Source organism: Cyanobium sp. ULC065, from assembly GCF_977927515.1.
The window spans coordinates 678,269-695,745 of the sequence record NZ_OZ376393.1 but is presented as its reverse complement, the minus strand read 5'-3'; the positions used below and the strand labels follow the sequence as shown (position 1 = coordinate 695,745).

The following is a 17,477-nucleotide window of genomic DNA, read 5'->3' as shown; positions in this document are numbered from 1 at the left end:
AGGGAGCCGCAGGCAGCGGCAGGCAGGACAGCTCAGCGCGTGATCGACGCCGGCCATTCGGGCTGCCGGCCGCGGGGCAGCACGTTGAAGCGCTGGCGCACCAGCTCCAGCGGGTCGGCGAAGTGGTCCCAGGGGTCGATGGCGGCGATCAGATCCACCGACACCTGGGCGCCGTGGGCCATGCCGGTGAACAGGCGCTCCACATCGAGCGCCTCACGCTCACCCGGGATGAACGGGGTGGCGCCGATGCCCAGCTCGAACTCCGCCAGCGCGAACATCAGCACATAGAACGGATCCACCCGCTCGAAGCCCGCCTGGAAGCCGAGCACAGCCCCCTCTTCGGCGGCAGTGGTGCCGTAACCGCCCAGCACGTGGCAGCAGTCGTGGTGCATCACCGGCGGCGGCGGGCCGCCCAGCTCTCCGGGGAACCCGAAGCGGTTGCGGTCGATGAAGGCGGCATAGGCCAGGCCGAAGCTGCCGGCGGGGTAGTGGCGCAGGGCGCGGTAGCGCTCCGCCATGGCCGTGTCCTCCTGCCGAAGCAGCACCCGCGCCACCCCCAGGGCACCGCGCAGCCCCTCCTGCTCCAGGGTGGCCCGCGCCGCCGACGCGATGAAGCCGCGCCGGGCGATGTCGAGGCGCACCATGGCCAGCCGCTGTTCCATCACCTGGCCGAAGGTGCGCACCGGCGCCGGGTCCACCGCCAGGGCTGCCGCCGCCTGCTCCAGCAGCTGCTGCTGCGCAGGGGAGGGCGTGCCGTCGAGCAGGGCCACCAGGGTCATGCCGCGCAGGATGCGCTCGCGCCACTGGGGATCGGCAGTGACGGCCCGCACCCGTTCAGCCAGCTGGTCGGGGCTGATCGGCGCCAGCGCCTCCAGGTCGCAGTCGATCTGCAGCAGGTGATCACGCACGCCCCGGATGGCGGCGAGGGCCTTGGCCGTGGGCGCGCCCTTGCAGCGGGCCACCGTGAGTAGGGCCGCCAGAGCGGCGGCGCCGATGGCCTGGCGTTGCTCCAACGGAAGCTGAGCCCTGGGATCGATCACCGCACAGCTCCACGCCATGAGGCCATTGTGCTCAGCCCTCTTTCCTGTGCTCCGCCCCGTTTCATTTGCCGATGCAGAAGCGCGCGAACACCCGATCGAGCACGGCTTCGCTCACCTCCTCGCCGGTGATCTCACCGAGGCTGCGCACGGCGGCGCGCAGATCGATCGTCCAGAAATCCCACGGCAGCTGGGCCGTGGCGGCCTCCAGGCTGCGGCCGAGGGCGGCGGCAGCGGCGGCGGCCAGCTCGCGCTGACGGCCATTAAGCGCGACCTGCAGGCCCTGCAGCTCGGTGGCCCCGCAGCGCTGCAGCAGCGTCTCCACGAGCACATCGCAGCCCTCGCCGGTGCGGGCGCTGATGGCCACCTCGAGCGGAAACCCGGGGCCGGCCGGGGCCACCGCACCGGTGGCAAGGCCGGCGCCATCGGCCTTGTTGCCCACCAGCAGCAGCACCGCACCTTCCGGCACCAGGTCGCGCAGCTCCTGGTCGTCGTCGCTCCAGCCGGTGGTGAGATCGAACAGCAGCAGCACCGCATCGGCGGCGGCCAGGGCGGCACGGCTGCGCGCGATGCCGAGGCGTTCCACCGCATCGCTGGTAGGGCGAATGCCAGCTGTGTCGAGCAGGGTGAGCGGCACACCCTCCAGCACCAGCTCGCTTTCGAGCAGGTCGCGGGTGGTGCCGGGGGTGTCGGTCACGATGGCGCGCTCCCGGCGGCTGAGCCGGTTGAGCAGGCTCGACTTGCCCACGTTGGGGCGTCCCACGATCGCCACCCGCAGCCCATCACGCAACAACTCCCCCTGGCGCGCCTCGGCCACCAGAGCCTCGAGCGCCTGGCGCACCGCCGTGAGCGCCGCCACCACGGCGGCGGCATCGAGCGGCGGCAGGTTCTCCTCGAAATCCACCCGTGCCTCCATCTCGGCCAGCTGGTCGAGCAGCTGCTCCCGCAAGGCAGTGATGCGGCGCTGCAGGCCGCCATCGAGGCCCGCCATCGCCAGCTGGGCGGCCCGTTGGCTACGGGCGGCGATCAGGTCGCCGATCGCCTCGGCGCGGGTGAGATCGAGGCGACCGTTCAGAAAGGCCCGCTGGCTGAATTCACCGGCGGCGGCACGGCGGCAGCCGTGGGCCAGCACCAGCGCCAGCACGCGCTGCACGGCGATCAGGCCGCCGTGGCAGTGCAGTTCCACCACGTCCTCGCGGGTGAAGCTGCGTGGTGCCTTCATCAGCAGCAGCAGAGCCTCATCCACCCGTTCGCCGCTGGCCGGGTCCACCACATGGCCATAGAGCACGCGGTGGCTGTCCCAGACCTGCTGCCCCGGGGCGCGGAACAGGGTGCGGCCGATCGACTCCGCCGCCGGGCCGGACATCCTGACGATCGCCACACTCCCCAGACCCGGTGCCACGGCCGTGGCGATCGCAGCGATGGTGTCGTCCCAATCCAACCGGCCCCGGCGGCGACGGACGCTCCAGTCTCGGCTGCGGCGGAGCCCGGCGTTCAGCCGCGGCTGAAGCCGGGGCAGAGCATCAGGTCGATGTGGCCGCCACTGGGCTGGCGCCACTCACGGAATTCGGCGGCCAGCGCCCTGTGCTCGCGGCCCTGGCGGTCAGCTTCGAGCGTCTGGAGCCGTTGATGCACGAGGTCGAGGGTGTCGTCGATCAGCTGGGCGGCCTGTTCGGAGGTCATGGCGAGGCATCGAGACGGAAACCGGTGACTGAATTCAGACAGAGCCCCGCTGGGGCAGCTGTAGCGCCAAACACCCGTAGACACCTGAGGTCAGGGGACGCCAGCAGAGGCCACACAGCCGTCCAGCCACTGCTGGAGGGGGTCCCAGTCGTCCGCCGTGTCGATCGCCTGCCAGAGGCGCTCGATCTCGCCCCGCACCGGCGTGACCGGCAGATTCCAGCACCGCAGGGTGGCGGCGATGCCCTGCTGCTGCTCTGGAGGCAGCGCCGACGACCAGCCCCACCAGGCCTCCCGCCAGGCGGCCCAGCGATCGGGCGGTGGCGCAGGGGCCCCAGGCACGAACGGCGCCAGGGCTTCGGCTTCTTCCGGCAGGCCGCCACTGGCGATGCGGGCGGCGAGGGCGGCGAAGAAGCTGCCGTAGGCCACCGGCCAGGCGGCCAGCAGCTGCAGGGCCAGCGGCACCGGGTCAACCAGATCGCCGCCGCGATCGACCACCGCCGCCACGGCGCCGGCATCAAAACCAAGGCGGCGCATCAGGCAGTGGCGGTAGTGGTGGTCGTAGGTGGGCACGAACCGCTCCAGCCGCGCGTCCAGCTCGGCGCGCGGCAGCAGCATCACCAGGGGCTCCTGCAGCAGGCGCAGGTTGTGGTGGCAGATCAGCGGCTGCTGGCCGTAGGCGTACAGGCCGCTGTGGTCGAAGTAGGCGGCGGTGAAGCCCGGATCCCAGGTTTCGAGGAAAGCGAAGGGGCCGTAATCGAAGCTTTCGCCCACCAGCGACATGTTGTCGGTGTTGAGCACGCCATGGATGAAGCCGGCCGCCATCCATTCGGCCGCCAGGCGCGCCACCCGCTCCACCAGTTCGCCGTAGAACGCCAGCAGGGCCGCCAGGGCGCTGCCATCGGCAGCGGGGGGATGGGCGGCGGCGATGTGGGGGTAGTACACGGCCACCACATGGCGCAACAACCTTTCGAGCTGGCCGGGCTGGCGCAGGTGCAGCAGCCGCTCGCAGGTGCCGAAGCGCAGGTGGGTGCGGGCCACGCGCACCATCACCGCACTGCGGGTGGGGGAGGGCTCATCGCCGCGCCACAGCCCCTCGCCCGTTTCCACCAGGCTGAGTGTGCGGCTGGTGGTGACACCGAGGCGGTGCAGGGCTTCGGAGGCGATCACCTCGCGCACGCCGCCCTTGAGCGTGAGGCGGCCATCCCCGCCACGGCTCCAGGGCGTGGTGCCGGACCCCTTGGTGCCGAGGTCCTGCAGGGCACCGTGGCGATCGCGCAGCTGGCCGTAGAGGAAGCCGCGCCCATCGCCGAGAAACGGGTTGTAGGTGCCGAACTGATAGCCGTGGTAGCGCAGGGCCAGCAGCGGCGTGCGCCCTTCGAAGCGCCCGTAGGCCGCCTCCAGATCAGCGTCGCTCACCGTGGCCGGATCCACCCCGAGCTGCTGCAGCAGCGGATCGTTGCGAAAGCGCAGGCGGCTCTGGGGGAAGGCGGCCGCCTCCACCACATCCCAGTAGGCCTCACCCAGCGCCTCGATCGAGGGCTCGAAGGGCAAGGCGAGCAGGGGATTGGGGCTGGCGGACATGGGCAGCAGGCGAAACTGCGCGTGGCGCAACGAGTGGTCTGCCGCCGGGTCGCCCGGTACAGCTGCTGCAGAATCGCGCAGCCGGAGAGGGCTTCACCGTGTGTGGCGCACCATCCCCGAAGCCGCGGCTGCGCCGATCCCCATGAAGCCCCACCTTGAAATCCGGCCCATCCGCAGCGAAGAACTGCACCTGATCGCCCACTACATCACGGGGCTGCAGCAATCGCTCATGCCCCTCGATCCAACGCACAGGTGTGGTCAGCCGTTGCCGGTGCGGCAGAGATCCAGCACATCCGCCATCGAGCGGATCTGATCCATGGTGGTGCCCATCTGGGCGGCGCTCACGAATTCCACCTTCAGATCGATCGTGGCCGGTTTGCCCACGCTGGTGCGCACCCGCGCATCGCTCACGTTGATGCGGTGATCAGCCAGGCGGGTGAGGATGTCCTTCAGCACCCCGACCCGATCGAGCACCTCGATGCGCAGCCGCACCGGATAGCGCCGCTGCTGCGCTTCACCGATCGGGTTCCAGCGCACCGGCAACCGCCGCTCCACCGGCACCTGGGCCACATTGCCGCAGTCCTGCCGGTGAATCGTGATGCCGTGGTTGCCCAGCGCCACCGCGCCCACGATCGGCTCCCCAGGCAGTGGGCCGCAGCAGCCACCAAGCCGGTATTCCAGCCCTTCCACCCCCAGAATCGGGCTGCCCGAGGCCGGTGACGCCACGGGCGCTTCCGGCCGGCCAGCCGAAACGGCGGCGGCCACCTGCTCATTGGTGAGCGCCGGTGCCGCCGCTTCGGTGGCGAGGCGAATCTCCTCGCGCAGGCGGTTCACTACCTGATGCAGGGTGACGCCGCCGAAGCCGAGCGCCGCCAGCAGGTCTTCAGTGCCCACCAGGTTGCAGCGGCGGGCCACCTTGGCCATCGCCTCGCCGCTCAGCAGCGCCTCGAAACCGTCGCGGCCCAGCTCCCGCTCCAGCAGATCGCGGCCACGCAGGATGTTCTCATCGCGGTGGCTGCGCTTGTACCACTGGCGGATGCGATTGCGGGCCGTGGGTGTGGCCACGAAGTTGAGCCAGTCGAGGCTCGGGTGGGCAGATTTCGCCGTGATGATCTGCACGAAGTCGCCATTCCTCAGCTGGGTGGCGAGGGGGCAGAGGCGGTCGTTGATGCGTACGCCCTGGCAGTGATTGCCCACTTCCGAGTGAATACGGAAAGCAAAATCAACCGCCGTGGCGCCCTTGCGCAGCCCCACCACATCGCCATGCGGTGTGAACACGAACACCTCCTCATCGAAGAGGTCCTCCTTGATCGAGGCGAGGTAATCGCTGCTGTCGTCACCGCCGCCGTCCTGCTGCCAGTCAACGAGCTGCCGCAGCCAGTTGAAGCGTTCCGTGGTGCCGCCATCCGCAGGTGAGCCGCCCTCCTTGTATTTCCAGTGGGCGGCGATGCCGTACTCCGCCACCTGGTGCATCTCTGTGGTGCGGATCTGCACTTCAATGGGCCGGTGCCGGTCGATCACAGCCGTGTGCAACGACTGATAACCATTGGGCTTGGGCAGGCCGATGTAGTCCTTGAAGCGGCCGGGAATCGGGCGGAAGGTGTCATGCACCACGGCCAGGGCGCGATAACAGCTCTCCAGATTCGGCGTGAGGATGCGCAGCGCCGCCACGTCGAAGATCTCGTGGAAGGCCTTCTGCTGGAGCTGCATCTTGCTCCAGATGCCATAAAGATGCTTCGGCCGGCCACTCACATCGCAGTTGGTGAGCCCCACCGCCGCCAGCCGTTTGCGCAGCAGCGCCACGGTCACCGCCAGGCGATCCTCGCGGTCGCTGCGCTTGCTGGCCACCTGCTCCTTGATCTCCTGATAGGCGGCAGGTTCAAGGATCTTGAAGGCGAGATCTTCCAGTTCCCACTTGAACCGCCCGATGCCGAGACGATTGGCGAGCGGGGCATAGATCTCGCGGGTTTCCCGGGCGATGCGTTGCTGCTTCTCGGGCCGCAGGGCGCCGATCGTGCGCATGTTGTGCAGCCGGTCGGCCAGCTTCACCAGCACCACGCGGATGTCACTGGCCATCGCCAGGAACATGCGGCGCAGGTTCTCCGCCTGGGCTTCGGTGCGGTCAGTGAAATGAATGCCGCCCAGCTTGGTGACCCCTTCCACCAGCGCCCGCACCTCAGCGCCGAACTGGGCTTCCAGCTCCTCCGGGCTCACCTCCGTGTCCTCCACCACGTCGTGCAGGAAGCCGGCGGCAATCACACCGGGGCCGGCGCCGATGTCGCGCAGCAGATCGGCCACCGCGATCGGATGAATGATGTAGGGCTCGCCGGTGGCCCGCACCTGGCCGTCGTGCAGCTGGAAGGCGAAATCGAAGGCGTTGGCGAGCAGCGATTCGCCATGGCTGGGGGGCACGGCGGCAACGGGCTGGTCGTCGCTGGTCCGCACCCGCTCCAGGCAGGTGCGCAGCCAGTCGGGCAGGACGACGCCGTAAGCCTCGGCGTCGCGCAGGCGGCGCTGTGTGGTGCTGGCCGCAGGGGAAAGAGCGCCTCCAGCGGCCCCGGCCTCCTTCGAGCGGTCAGGAACAGCGGGGAGTCCGTTGACCTCGATCGGGGCGATTCGGGTTCCTGCCGCCGCTTCGAGCATCTACAGGTTTCCTCTGGCGTTAAGAGTAGGCAGGCGCCACGCGGAATGAGCAGATCGGGCGCGGATCCCCCATGCTGGGCCCGCTGCCCGGTCACGATCCGCTCACACCATGGCCAGCTCCCGGTCCAGCGCTCCAGTGCTCCAGATCCACCAGCTGACGGTGCGCTACCCGGGCGCCCCGGAGGGTCCTGCCACCCTCGATGGCCTGGATCTGCGCCTCGACCCTGGGGACCGTCTGGCGCTGGTGGGGCCTTCCGGATGCGGCAAGAGCACGGTGGCCCGCGCCGTGGTGCAACTGCTGCCGGCAGGAAGCCAATGCAGCGGCGAGCTGCTGCTGTGCGGCCAGGACCCGCGCCGTCTGCGCCGTGCCGCCCTGCAGCGCCTGCGGGGCGAAGCCGTCGGCCTGGTGTTCCAGGACCCGATGACCCGGCTCAACCCACTGCTGCGCATCGGCGATCACCTGGGCGACACGCTCACCGCCCACCGGCCGCTCTGGGGCCGTCGCCAGGTGCGGCGCCGGGCCCAGGAGCTGCTGGAGCGGGTGGGCATCAACCCGGAGCGCTACGGCAGCTATCCCCATGAATTCAGCGGTGGCATGCGCCAGCGGCTGGCGATCGCCCTGGCGATGGCCCTGGAGCCGGCACTGGTGATCGCCGATGAACCCACCACCAGCCTCGATGTGGCGGTGGCGGGCCAGGTGATGGCCGAACTCACGGGCCTCTGCCGCGAAACCGGCAGCGCCCTGTTGCTGATCAGCCACGACCTGGCGATGGCCGGGCGCTGGTGCGACCGGATCGCCGTGCTCGAAGCCGGGCGGCTGGTGGAGGAGGCTCCCGCCCATACCCTGCTCACCCGGCCGCAGGCCCCCCTGTCCCAGCGGCTAGTGGCGGCGGCGCGGCGGCGCGAAGGCGGCCTCACGCCCCCACCGGCCAGCGGCCCACCCCTGCTGGCGGTGGAGGAACTGCGCTCCTGGCACCCGCTGCCCTCGCTCCCCTTCCGGCAGCGCTGGCTCAAGGCGGTGGATGGGGTGAGCCTGGAGCTGCGTGAAGGCGAAACGGTGGGGGTGGTGGGGGCCTCAGGCTGCGGCAAGAGCACCTTCTGCCGCGCCCTGATGGGGTTGGCGCCCGTGCGCGGTGGCGCCGTGCGGCTGCAGGGCCGCGACCTGCTGCAACTGCGGGGGCCGGAGCTGCGCCGCCAGCGGCGGCGCCTGCAGATGGTGTTCCAGGATCCATTGGCCTGCCTTAACCCCGTGATGACGGTGGGTGCGGCGGTGGCCGACCCGCTGCGCATCCATGGCCTGGCCAGCCGGCCGGAGGCACGCGCCAGGGCCCGCGCCGGGCTGGAAGCGGTGGGGCTGAGCCCGGCCGAGGCCTTCGAAAACCGGCTGCCGCGGCAGCTCTCCGGCGGCCAGCAGCAGCGGGTGGCGATCGCCCGGGCGCTGGTGCTGGAGCCGAGCGTGCTGCTCTGCGACGAGAGCGTGAGCATGCTGGATGCGGAAGTGCAGGCCGAGGTGCTCGCCCTGCTGCGCGCCCTGCAGCAGCGGCTGGGGCTGGGGCTGATCTTCATCACCCATGACCTGGCCCTGGCCGGCGGCTTCTGCCAGCGGGTGATCGTGCTCGACGGCGGCCGGATCGTGGAGGAAGGGCCTGGCGATCAGCTGCTGGCAGCACCCCAGGCGGCGATCACCCGGCAGCTGGTGGCGGCCAGTCCACGCCTGCCGGCCCTGACCTGACATGGCGCTGACAGCCCCGGAGCGCCGCCAGGCCGTCAGGCGTCTGCTGCGCCTGCTGCTGCTGGTGAACGCCATCGGCATCGGCGTGGCCGTGGCGATCCGGTTGTACAGCGGCGAAACCCAGCTGCTGAACAGCCTGCGGCTGCAGCTGGCGGCCGTGCTGCCCCGCTGGATCGTGCTGCCGCTGATGGGCGGCCTGGGCGGCGCGGTGGCCGGTGGCCTGATCAGCGCCTTCGAGCCGGAGGCGAAGGGATCGGGAATCGTGCAGGTGATGCTCTGGCTGGAGGGGGTGCCGATCCCGATGACCTGGCGGTTGGCGATCGTCAAGCTGCTGGCCAGCGGCATCGCCATCGGCAGCGGCCTGCCGGTGGGGCCGGAGGGCCCCTCGATCCAGATCGGCGCCGTGGTGGGCCGCGCCACCGCCGACGGCCTGCAGGCCCCACCGCGGGAACGCAGGCTGGCCGTGGCGATCGGCAGTGGCGCTGGCCTGGCGGCGATCTTTCACGCGCCGCTCGGCGGCCTGGCCTACACGCTCGAGGAGATGTTCAAAGGCAGCACGGTGCGCAGCAATGCCGTCGTCGCCTTCGCCATCTTCGCCACGATCACCTGGACCCGGCTGTTCGATGGCCATGAAAGCGGGCCGCTGTGGTTACGGCAGCTGCTGCCGGTGATCGAGGACCCCTCGCGCCTCACCGATTTCCGCCTGGTGGACATCCCCCTGCTGATGCTTCTGGGCGCGACCGCCGGCGCGCTGGCGATGCTCTACCAACGGGGCATCGTGCGCCTGCGCCGGGGGTTCTTCCGTCTGCATCTGTCGCTGTGGCTGCAGCTGGGTCTGGTAGGGCTGGGGATCGGCCTGGCCTCCTCCCTGCTCAATCCCAGCTTCGACAATCCCGATCGGCTCGGCTTCAGCGCCCTGCTCGGGTTGAGCACGCCGCTGAATGCCCTGGTGGCATTGATCGTGCAGGCGGCCGGCACTGCCCTGGCTGTGGCGGCCGACGCCCCCGGAGGCTTCCTGGCACCGGCGCTGGTGGTGGGAGCCTCGCTGGGCACATTGGTGCAGCAGGTGTGTCAGGTGCTGTTCGATTACGCCCCATCCACGCTGCTGTTCGCCGGCGGCGGCGCCTTCCTGGGGGCCCTCACCCGCACGCCGCTCACGGCGATCCTGCTCACCTTCGAGCTCAGCAAGGATTACGCCCTGCTGCTGCCGATCGGCTTCGCCGTGAGCACGGCGATCGCCGTGGCCGATCTGTTTGAGCACAACACCATGTACGAGCTGATGCGCGACGAATCGCTGCGGGAGCGGCGGCGCCGGAGTTCCGCAGACGCGGGCCCCGGCTAGGGCAACGGGTCTGCGGGGCTGTCGCCGGTGGCGGCTGCCGGCTGGGCCTGGTGCGCGGGCTGACGGCGGCGCAGCACCGCGAGCAGCGCCGTGAAGGCGGGCGGCAGCGGCGCCTCGAAGCTCAGCCGCTCGCCGCTGATCGGGTGGTCGAGGCCCAGGGCCACCGCATGCAGGGCCTGGCCCGGCAGCTCGATCGGCAGACGCCGGCAGCGGCTGTAGGTGGCATCCCCCACGATCGGGTGGCCGATGTGGGCGCCGTGCACACGGATCTGGTGGGTGCGGCCGGTGTCGAGCTTGAAGCGCAGCAGGGAGTAATCGCCCAGCCGCTCGATCAGGCGCCAGTGGGTGCGGGCCAGCCGGCCCTTATCGTCGGCCACCACGGCGTACTTCTTGCGGTCGATCGGGTGGCGGCCGATGGCGGCCTCGATCGTGCCGGACTCCGCCTGGGGCGCCCCGTGCACCACACCCAGGTAGTCGCGGGAGGCCACGCGCTGCTGGATCTGGCGTTGCAGGTTCACCAGGGCCTGCTGACTCTTCGCCACCACGATGCAGCCGGTGGTGTCCTTGTCGAGGCGGTGCACGATGCCCGGCCGCCGCTCGCCGCCGATGCCCGGCAGGTCGGGGCAGTGGTGCAGCAGGCCGTTCACCAGGGTGCCGTCCTTGTTGCCGGGGGCCGGGTGCACCGTGAGCCCGGCAGGCTTGTTGAGCACGATCAGGTGGCTGTCCTCGTAGAGGATGTCGAGCGGGATCGGCTGCGGGATCAGGTAGGGGAGCGGTTCCGGCGGCGGCATCCACAGCTCCACGCAATCTCCAGGCCGCAGCGGTGTCTTGGCGCGGCCCGGGCTGCCGTTCACCCGCACCAGGCCGGCATCGATGAATTTCTGAATGCGGGCACGGCTCTGCTCCGGCCGCTGGGCCACCAGCCAGCGATCGAGCCGCATCGGCAGGGGCCGGGGGTAGTGGAGCGTGATCAACTCCCCTTCACCTGCCCCGAACGCGCTCATGCCTCCACAGCGGCGGCGGGCTTCTGGGGCGGGCGCTCCAGGGCGATCGGGCCGAGCACGGCGCGGCGGAAATCATCGAGCAGGCGCTGGGCCATGCGCGCGGTGTCGCCGCTGGTGTGGCGGGCGGCAGCGGCCTCCAGCCAGGCCAGCCCATCCGGCAACGACTCCAAGGGCTCAGCTCCATCACGCTCGCGATCCCCGTCCGAGGCGTCGTCGTGCTCGCCATCGGCATGGCGCCGCCCCTGACGCCGCGGCAGTGCCACGCCGTAGCGCTTCTCCAGCAGCTGCGCCGGCAGCCCGGCCTCCGGCACCGAGGCCAGCGCATCGAGCAGGTGCAGGAAGGCCACCGCCACCCCCTCTCCGTCGTAGGCGGCCTGGCCGATGTCGTCGCAGAGGGCCAGCAGCAGGGCAGCGCGCTGGTCTTCCAGGCGGGGAGGAAGCACGCCGGGGGCATCGAGCAGATCCAGCGCCTGGCCCAGCCGGACCCAGCGCAGCGTGCGGGTGACCCCGGCCCGCCGGGCACTCTCCACCACCTTCTGGCGCACCAGCCGGTTGATCAGCGCCGACTTGCCCACGTTGGGGAACCCGAGCACCAGGGCCCGCACCGGCCTCGGGCGCATGCCGCGGCCGGCGCGGCGGGCATTGAGTTGCTCGCCCGCCCGGATCGCCGCCTCCTGCAGCTGCTTCACGCCCGTGCCGGTCTTGGCGTCACACCACCAGGGCACTTCGCCTTGCTCGCGCAGCCAGCGGTCCCACGACAGGCGGGCCGTTTCATTCACCATGTCGCGGCGGTTGATCACCAGCAGGCGGTGCTTGCCCTCCATCCAGCGCTTCAGACGCGGGTGGCTGGTAGCGCGGGGGATACGGGCATCACGCACCTCGATCACCAGATCCACCTTGGCGAGCTGGGCCTTCAGCTGGCGCTCCGCCTTGGCGATGTGGCCGGGATACCACTGAATGGCGGGCTGCATCAGGGCACCACCAGCACCGGACAGGGAGCCAACTGGATCACCCGGGCGGCGGTGCTGGGCTCATCGGCTGCGAGCGTGAGGCCGCGGGTGCTCATCACGATCACATCGGCGTTGATCTCATCGGCCACGTCGCCGATCACGAAGGCGGGATGGCCTTCCCGCTCGATCACTTCGCAGGCCACCCCCGCCTGCTCGAAGTGGCTGCGGGCCTGCTCCAGCAGGCTGGCAACGGCGGCCGCATCGTGCATGGCACCTTCCGGTTCCACCACAGAGAGCACCACCAGCCGCCCGTTGTGCTGCTGGGCCAGGCGCAGCGTGAAGGCAGCCGTCTCCATGGTCTGACGGCTCTGGTCGATGGGGAACAGGATGGTGGAGAACATCGGTCACATCCCCGACGGAACAGAAGGGGCAGGCAGGTTGCTGACCTTGTCCTAGCGCCCGCTGTGCCCGAGACAACCACCCCCTTCAACACGGGCAGGGCCACGGGTTAATGTCGCGCATCTTTCCTTACATCTTGAATCCATGACGAAGCGCTCCCTGGCCAGCCTCTCCGCCGATGAACTGAGCGGCAAGCGCGTTCTGGTGAGGGTCGACTTCAACGTGCCCCTCGACGGTGACGGTGCCATCACCGACGACACGCGCATCCGGGCCGCCCTGCCCACGATCAACGACCTCACCACCAAGGGAGCCCGGGTGATCCTGGCCGCCCACTTCGGCCGTCCCAAAGGCCAGGTGAACGAAACGATGCGCCTCACCCCGGTGGCGGCCCGCCTCGCCGAGCTGCTCGGCAAACCCGTGGTCAAGACCGACAGCTGCATCGGCCCTGATGCCGAAGCCAAGGTGGCCGCCATGGCCGACGGCGATGTGGTGCTGTTGGAGAACGTGCGTTTCTTCGCCGAGGAAGAGAAGAACGACGACGCCTTCGCCGCAAAGCTGGCCGCCCTGGCAGACGTCTATGTGAACGACGCCTTCGGCGCCGCCCACAGGGCCCACGCCTCCACCGAAGGCGTCACCAAGTACCTGAGCCCCAGCGTGGCCGGCCATCTGATGGAGAAGGAACTGCAGTACCTGCAGGGCGCCATCGATGAGCCTCAGCGGCCGCTGGCGGCGATCGTGGGCGGCTCCAAGGTGAGCAGCAAGATCGGCGTGCTCGAAGCCCTGATCGACAAGTGCGACAAGGTGCTGATCGGCGGCGGCATGATCTTCACCTTCTACAAGGCACGCGGTCTGGCGGTGGGCAAGAGCCTGGTGGAAGACGACAAACTTGAGCTCGCCAAGGAGCTGGAGGCCAAGGCGGCCGCCAAGGGCGTGCAGCTGCTGCTGCCCACCGATGTGGTGCTGGCCGATGCCTTCTCCCCCGACGCCAACAGCCAGACCACCGCGATCGACGCCATCCCCGACGGCTGGATGGGCCTCGACATCGGCCCCGATTCGATCAAGACCTTCCAGGAGGCCCTGGCCGACTGCAAGACCGTGATCTGGAATGGCCCCATGGGCGTGTTCGAGTTCGACAAGTTCGCTGCCGGCACCAACGGCATCGCCCACACCCTGGCCGATCTGAGCGGCAAGGGCTGCTGCACGATCATCGGCGGCGGTGATTCAGTGGCGGCTGTCGAGAAGGTGGGCGTGGCCGAGCGCATGAGCCACATCTCCACCGGTGGTGGCGCCAGCCTTGAACTGCTGGAAGGCAAGGTGCTGCCCGGCGTGGCTGCCCTCGACGAGGCCTGATCTCAGGTCACCGGGGCGACGCAGGAGAGGCTGGGGCGGCTACTGCCCCCACGCTGGCTCAGATCAGAGCGCCTGCCTGCTGCCCCGGCCGCGGCGGCCACCTTTGTCTTCCCCGTTCAGCTCCGGCATGGGAAGGCCGAGCTTTTGGTTGAAGGCTTTTGCCTGATCGCGGTTTTTGGTCATCAGGGCGCGACGGCTTGCCATCGCCTTGCGGCGGCACGATTGCAAGTCGTCCAAGTCGGTCGCGGCGCTGACGCAACGCTCGCTGCTCTGCAGGATGGAAATCTGCTCGGCATGGGTTTTCAGGGACAGGCTTCGCTGGAAGCTGAACAGTTCCTGCTTCTGGCTAGGGGTGAGCTTCTCGACCGACTCGAGCCAGGCCCTGCGACCAGCGCCGGATCCGTCGGCAGGAACGGCCTGGGCCTGGCCGGCGGCCAGATGGACGATCACCGCCAGGGTGGCGACGACGGGGGGTAGCAACAGTCGTTGCAAACGGGTGGAGGACATCAGGAAGATCATGTGCTCAGGCGCCCTCATGCTGTCGCCGATCTCTGTCTAAACGCACACTCAGCAGCCACCGAAGATGACCGGATGTGGCTGGCGGACGCGCTCAGGGCGTGAGCGCGTCCCGGTTGCCCACCACCCGCACCCGCTTGGTGGTGCTCACGATGCCATCGGGATGCACGAGCAGCACGGCCCAGGTCTGGCTGCCGGGCTGCTGGGGCGCCTGCACCACTTTGAATACCCCACCGCCACCGAGCGCCGTGAGTTCAAGGTCGGGGCTCTGGAAGGAGCGGATCTGCTCCTCGCTCACGGCGACAATGCCACCGGCGGCCACCGCCCCGTCAAGCGGGTCATCGAACACCACGTCCACGTCATACCGCTGGCCGGTGAGCACCGCATCAGGGATCAGCACACTGACTGGCAGGTCAGTGCTGCCGCTGCGCAGGGTGGCGTTCTCGGAAATCAGCTCCTGACCATCGAGCCGTCCATCCCGGATGCTGAGGGCCAGCAGCTGCTCCGCCTGCAGGCGATAGAGGAAGGCGCCCACCTGGCTGGTGCCACTCACACTGATGCGCACAGTGCTGCGGCCGTCCTTGAGGCTGTCCCCCGGGGTGATCTGCCAGCGGGCATCAGGGAAGCGCGTGCGGAGGCTGCGGTAACGGGCTTCCAGGTCAGCCGGATCGATGCCGTCGCCAGCCTTGAGCAAGGCAGCCACGCTGCCGGCGGAGCCGCTGTTGAGGGCGGTCTCCAAGCTGCGCAGCAGATCGGTGCCGGGAGCGGCCGCCATCGCCGTCGGCGCCCAGCAGGCGGCTGCCAACATCAGGGCCGAGAGCAAGGCGTGTGGCCTGTGCGGGCGCGGGAGCGAACGGCGAGTGAACGACAGGCGGTGCAATGACAGGGAGGGCAGCGACAGGCGGTGCAACGGCATGGGCATATGGCGGTCGTCGGGGTGCTTTTAAGTTAGGCGCGCCCGGAGAGGGCACTCCCGCCCGTCCTTGAAGGCTGATGACCCACCTGTTGATCGCCGCCAGCGGCACCGGTGGACACCTCTTCCCTGCTCTGGCGGTGGCGGAGGCCCTGCCGGCCTCCTGGACCGTGAGTTGGCTCGGGGTGCCCGATCGGCTGGAGACGGATCTGGTGCCAAGCCGCTATCCGCTGCACACCGTGCACGCCGGTGGGCTGCAGGGGCAGGGCCTCTGCAAGCTTTGGCAGCTCCTGCGCTTGATCGCCGCCAGCCGTGAGGTGCGGCGGGTGATCCGCCGCGAGCGCACCCAGGTGGTGTTCAGTACTGGCGGCTACATCGCCGCCCCCGCCATCCTGGCTGCCCGTTGGTGCGGCATTCCGGTGGTGTTGCACGAATCCAATGCGATCCCCGGGCGGGTCACCCGTCTGCTCAGCCGCTGGTGCACCCGGGTGGCGATCGGCCTGCCGGCGGCGGCGGAACGCCTGCCTGGCAGCACGCCGCTGCTCACCGGCACCCCCGTGCGCCGCGCCTTTCTCGAGCCCACGCCCGTACCACCCTGGGTGCCGGCAGGGGAGGGTCCGCTGCTGCTTGTGATGGGAGGCAGCCAGGGCGCGCTGGGGCTGAATCGCATGGTGCGGCCGCTGCTGCCGTCCTTGCTCAACGCCGGTTGTCGGGTGGTGCATCTCACCGGTAGCAACGACCCGGAGGTGGGAGTGTTGCAGCACCCAGCACTGGTGGAGCGCACGTTCAGCGATGAGCTGCCGGGGCTGCTGCAGCACACCGACCTGGCCATCAGCCGCGCTGGAGCTGGCAGCCTCAGCGAACTGGCGGTCTGCGGCACACCCGCCCTGCTGGTGCCCTACCCGCAGGCCGCCGACCAGCACCAGGAGGCCAATGCGGCAGCTGCCGCCGCCGCCGGCGCGGCCGTGATCGTGCACCAGCACGCTGCTGGGCATCCGGCCCTGGGCCGAACGCTCTGGCGACTGATCGGACCAAGGCTGCGGGGCAGTGCTCCGGCCGCCGATCCCCTCCTGGAACTGCGCAGCGGCATGGAGCGTCTGGCGGTGCGCGATGCCGACCGGCAACTCGCCCACCTGCTCGAGGCGCTCATTCCCGCCACTCACAACGCAGCGCCCTGAGGATGCGGCGGTTACCGCGGCGGTCCTGCAGGCCGATGCGTAGCCAGCACTCCCCCAGACCCGCGAACGAACGGCAGTCACGCAGCAGGATGCGGTGACGTCTCTCCAGACGCTCGCGCAGCTCCAGCAGCGGCCGGTCGCTCCTCATCAGCAGGAAGTTGGCCGCCGCGGCCTGCGGGCTCAGGCCCGGCAGACCGTCCAGCTGACGGTGGAACCAGGGGCCTTCCCGCGCCACCCAGCGCTGCACGCGTTGCTGCCAGCGCCAATCGGCGATCACAAGCGGGCCGACGGCAGCGGCCAGGCCGTTCACCGGCCAGGGATCCCGCCACTCCTGCCAGCGCTGTAAACGTGCTGGAGCTGCTACCGCGTAGCCGAGCCGAAGCCCGGCGATCGCCATCAGCTTGGTGAGGCTGCGAATCACAACCAGCTGGGGATGGTCTGCCACCAGCGGCACCAACGAGTGCCGCTCGCCATCGGGCACCAAGGGAAGAAAGGCCTCATCCACGATCACCAGCGCGAAGCGGTCAAGCAGCAGCTCGAGCGAACGGCGGTCCCACAGCTGGCCCGAGGGGTTGTGGGGATTGGTGATCCACAGCGCCGCGCCGGGGCCAGCAGGGGCGGGGAACGGAGCCGGACAGGCCCAGGCCGGCTGTGCGCCATGGCGACCTGCCGGTAGCTGCGTTGAAGGGAATGGCGGCGGTAGCGGCAGAGGTTCGATGGCCCCGTCCCAGCAGGCCAGGGCGCGTCGGTAATCGGCGAAGCCGGGCTCGGGCAGCAGGCTGGGGCCCGCCTCCGCCGCCTCCCGGGCCGCCCAGGTGAACAGTTCAGCAGCCCCATTGCCAGGCAGCACCGCCGCCGGGTCGATGCCGTGGTGGGCAGCGATCGCCGACCGCAGCCGGGAATAGCTGCGGTCGGGATAGTCGCGCAGGGCCGTGCCGGCGGCACCTCCCTGCAGGCAGACCCGCAACGCCCGCCGCAGGGAGGCGGGGGGGCCGAACGGCACCAGTGAGGCGCTGGCATCGAGCACCTGATGCGGCTGGCAACCGAGGCGGCTGGCCGCCGCCTCGAGATTGCCGCCGTGCCGGAGCTCCAGCTCGTGGCTGCCCGGCGTACTGGTCATCGTCCCCTGCTCCCAGACTCAGAATCCTT

15 protein-coding genes are annotated in these 17,477 nt (G+C 70.0%); 4 read left to right on the top strand and 11 right to left on the bottom strand.

Going from position 1 to position 17,477, the window contains the following annotated elements; all coding sequences use genetic code 11:
* Positions 1 to 32: 32 nt before the first annotated feature.
* The 5 genes from ACXMDP_RS03205 to ACXMDP_RS03185 all read right to left on the bottom strand — a co-directional run bounded on the left by ACXMDP_RS03205 (position 33) and on the right by ACXMDP_RS03185 (position 6,944).
* Positions 33 to 1,013 (bottom strand): TerB family tellurite resistance protein, encoded by a 981-nt coding sequence (locus ACXMDP_RS03205; RefSeq protein ID WP_457767070.1) that lies wholly within the window; start codon positions 1,011 to 1,013, stop codon positions 33 to 35.
* Between the two features lie 88 nt (positions 1,014 to 1,101).
* Complete coding sequence (gene mnmE, locus ACXMDP_RS03200; protein WP_259729871.1) at positions 1,102 to 2,478, bottom strand: tRNA uridine-5-carboxymethylaminomethyl(34) synthesis GTPase MnmE; 1,377 nt, start codon at positions 2,476 to 2,478, stop codon at positions 1,102 to 1,104.
* A gap of 53 nt (positions 2,479 to 2,531) precedes the next feature.
* Positions 2,532 to 2,720, bottom strand: coding sequence for a hypothetical protein (locus ACXMDP_RS03195; protein ID WP_094511969.1), 189 nt, complete (start codon positions 2,718 to 2,720; stop codon positions 2,532 to 2,534).
* A gap of 90 nt (positions 2,721 to 2,810) precedes the next feature.
* Entirely contained in the window at positions 2,811 to 4,301 is a 1,491-nt protein-coding gene (locus ACXMDP_RS03190; protein WP_259729872.1) for a protein adenylyltransferase SelO, read from the bottom strand.
* 258 nt (positions 4,302 to 4,559) lie between these two features.
* On the bottom strand, positions 4,560 to 6,944 hold the full coding sequence (locus ACXMDP_RS03185; protein ID WP_457767069.1) for a RelA/SpoT family protein: 2,385 nt from the start codon (positions 6,942 to 6,944) through the stop codon (positions 4,560 to 4,562).
* Between the two features lie 109 nt (positions 6,945 to 7,053).
* On the opposite strand from ACXMDP_RS03185, the gene ACXMDP_RS03180 reads away from it, so the two are divergent.
* Together ACXMDP_RS03180 and ACXMDP_RS03175 are read left to right on the top strand one after the other, a co-directional pair.
* Entirely contained in the window at positions 7,054 to 8,676 is a 1,623-nt protein-coding gene (locus tag ACXMDP_RS03180) for a dipeptide ABC transporter ATP-binding protein (protein WP_259729874.1), read from the top strand.
* 1 nt (position 8,677) lies between these two features.
* Positions 8,678 to 10,018 carry a ClC family H(+)/Cl(-) exchange transporter gene (locus tag ACXMDP_RS03175; RefSeq protein WP_259729875.1) on the top strand — a complete coding sequence of 447 codons (1,341 nt, stop codon included), beginning with the start codon at positions 8,678 to 8,680 and terminating at the stop codon, positions 10,016 to 10,018.
* Here the strand turns inward: ACXMDP_RS03175 and ACXMDP_RS03170 are convergent.
* Genes ACXMDP_RS03170 through ACXMDP_RS03160 form a run of 3 tightly spaced genes read right to left on the bottom strand, consistent with a single transcriptional unit; the run spans position 10,015 to position 12,373 of the window.
* A complete protein-coding gene (locus ACXMDP_RS03170) occupies positions 10,015 to 11,022 on the bottom strand; it encodes an RluA family pseudouridine synthase (protein ID WP_255100166.1) in 1,008 nt (335 codons plus the stop codon). The genes ACXMDP_RS03175 and ACXMDP_RS03170 overlap by 4 nt on opposite strands.
* Positions 11,019 to 11,993 carry a ribosome biogenesis GTPase YlqF gene (gene ylqF, locus ACXMDP_RS03165; RefSeq protein WP_399233225.1) on the bottom strand — a complete coding sequence of 325 codons (975 nt, stop codon included), beginning with the start codon at positions 11,991 to 11,993 and terminating at the stop codon, positions 11,019 to 11,021. Before ylqF ends, ACXMDP_RS03170 begins: the two co-directional genes overlap by 4 nt.
* Positions 11,993 to 12,373 (bottom strand): universal stress protein, encoded by a 381-nt coding sequence (locus ACXMDP_RS03160; RefSeq protein ID WP_094512006.1) that lies wholly within the window; start codon positions 12,371 to 12,373, stop codon positions 11,993 to 11,995. The genes ylqF and ACXMDP_RS03160 overlap by 1 nt, the downstream gene beginning before the upstream one ends.
* 142 nt (positions 12,374 to 12,515) lie before the next feature.
* Here ACXMDP_RS03160 and ACXMDP_RS03155 point away from each other — a divergent pair, with 142 nt between their 5' ends.
* The gene (locus tag ACXMDP_RS03155) at positions 12,516 to 13,721 is read left to right on the top strand and encodes a phosphoglycerate kinase (RefSeq protein ID WP_255141363.1); all 1,206 of its coding nucleotides are present in this window, start codon (positions 12,516 to 12,518) and stop codon (positions 13,719 to 13,721) included.
* Between the two features lie 63 nt (positions 13,722 to 13,784).
* Here the strand turns inward: ACXMDP_RS03155 and ACXMDP_RS03150 are convergent, their stop codons facing one another.
* Positions 13,785 to 14,228, bottom strand: a complete 444-nt coding sequence (locus ACXMDP_RS03150) for a hypothetical protein (RefSeq protein ID WP_259729876.1) — start codon at positions 14,226 to 14,228, stop codon at positions 13,785 to 13,787.
* A gap of 103 nt (positions 14,229 to 14,331) precedes the next feature.
* Entirely contained in the window at positions 14,332 to 15,153 is an 822-nt protein-coding gene (locus ACXMDP_RS03145) for a hypothetical protein (protein WP_457767068.1), read from the bottom strand.
* Between the two features lie 77 nt (positions 15,154 to 15,230).
* On the opposite strand from ACXMDP_RS03145, the gene ACXMDP_RS03140 reads away from it, so the two are divergent.
* Complete coding sequence (locus ACXMDP_RS03140; RefSeq protein WP_259729878.1) at positions 15,231 to 16,328, top strand: UDP-N-acetylglucosamine--N-acetylmuramyl-(pentapeptide) pyrophosphoryl-undecaprenol N-acetylglucosamine transferase; 1,098 nt, start codon at positions 15,231 to 15,233, stop codon at positions 16,326 to 16,328.
* Here ACXMDP_RS03140 and ACXMDP_RS03135 read toward each other — a convergent pair.
* Entirely contained in the window at positions 16,297 to 17,448 is a 1,152-nt protein-coding gene (locus ACXMDP_RS03135) for a pyridoxal phosphate-dependent aminotransferase (protein ID WP_259729879.1), read from the bottom strand. The two genes, ACXMDP_RS03140 and ACXMDP_RS03135, sit on opposite strands and share 32 nt — an antisense overlap.
* Positions 17,449 to 17,477: the final 29 nt, after the last annotated feature.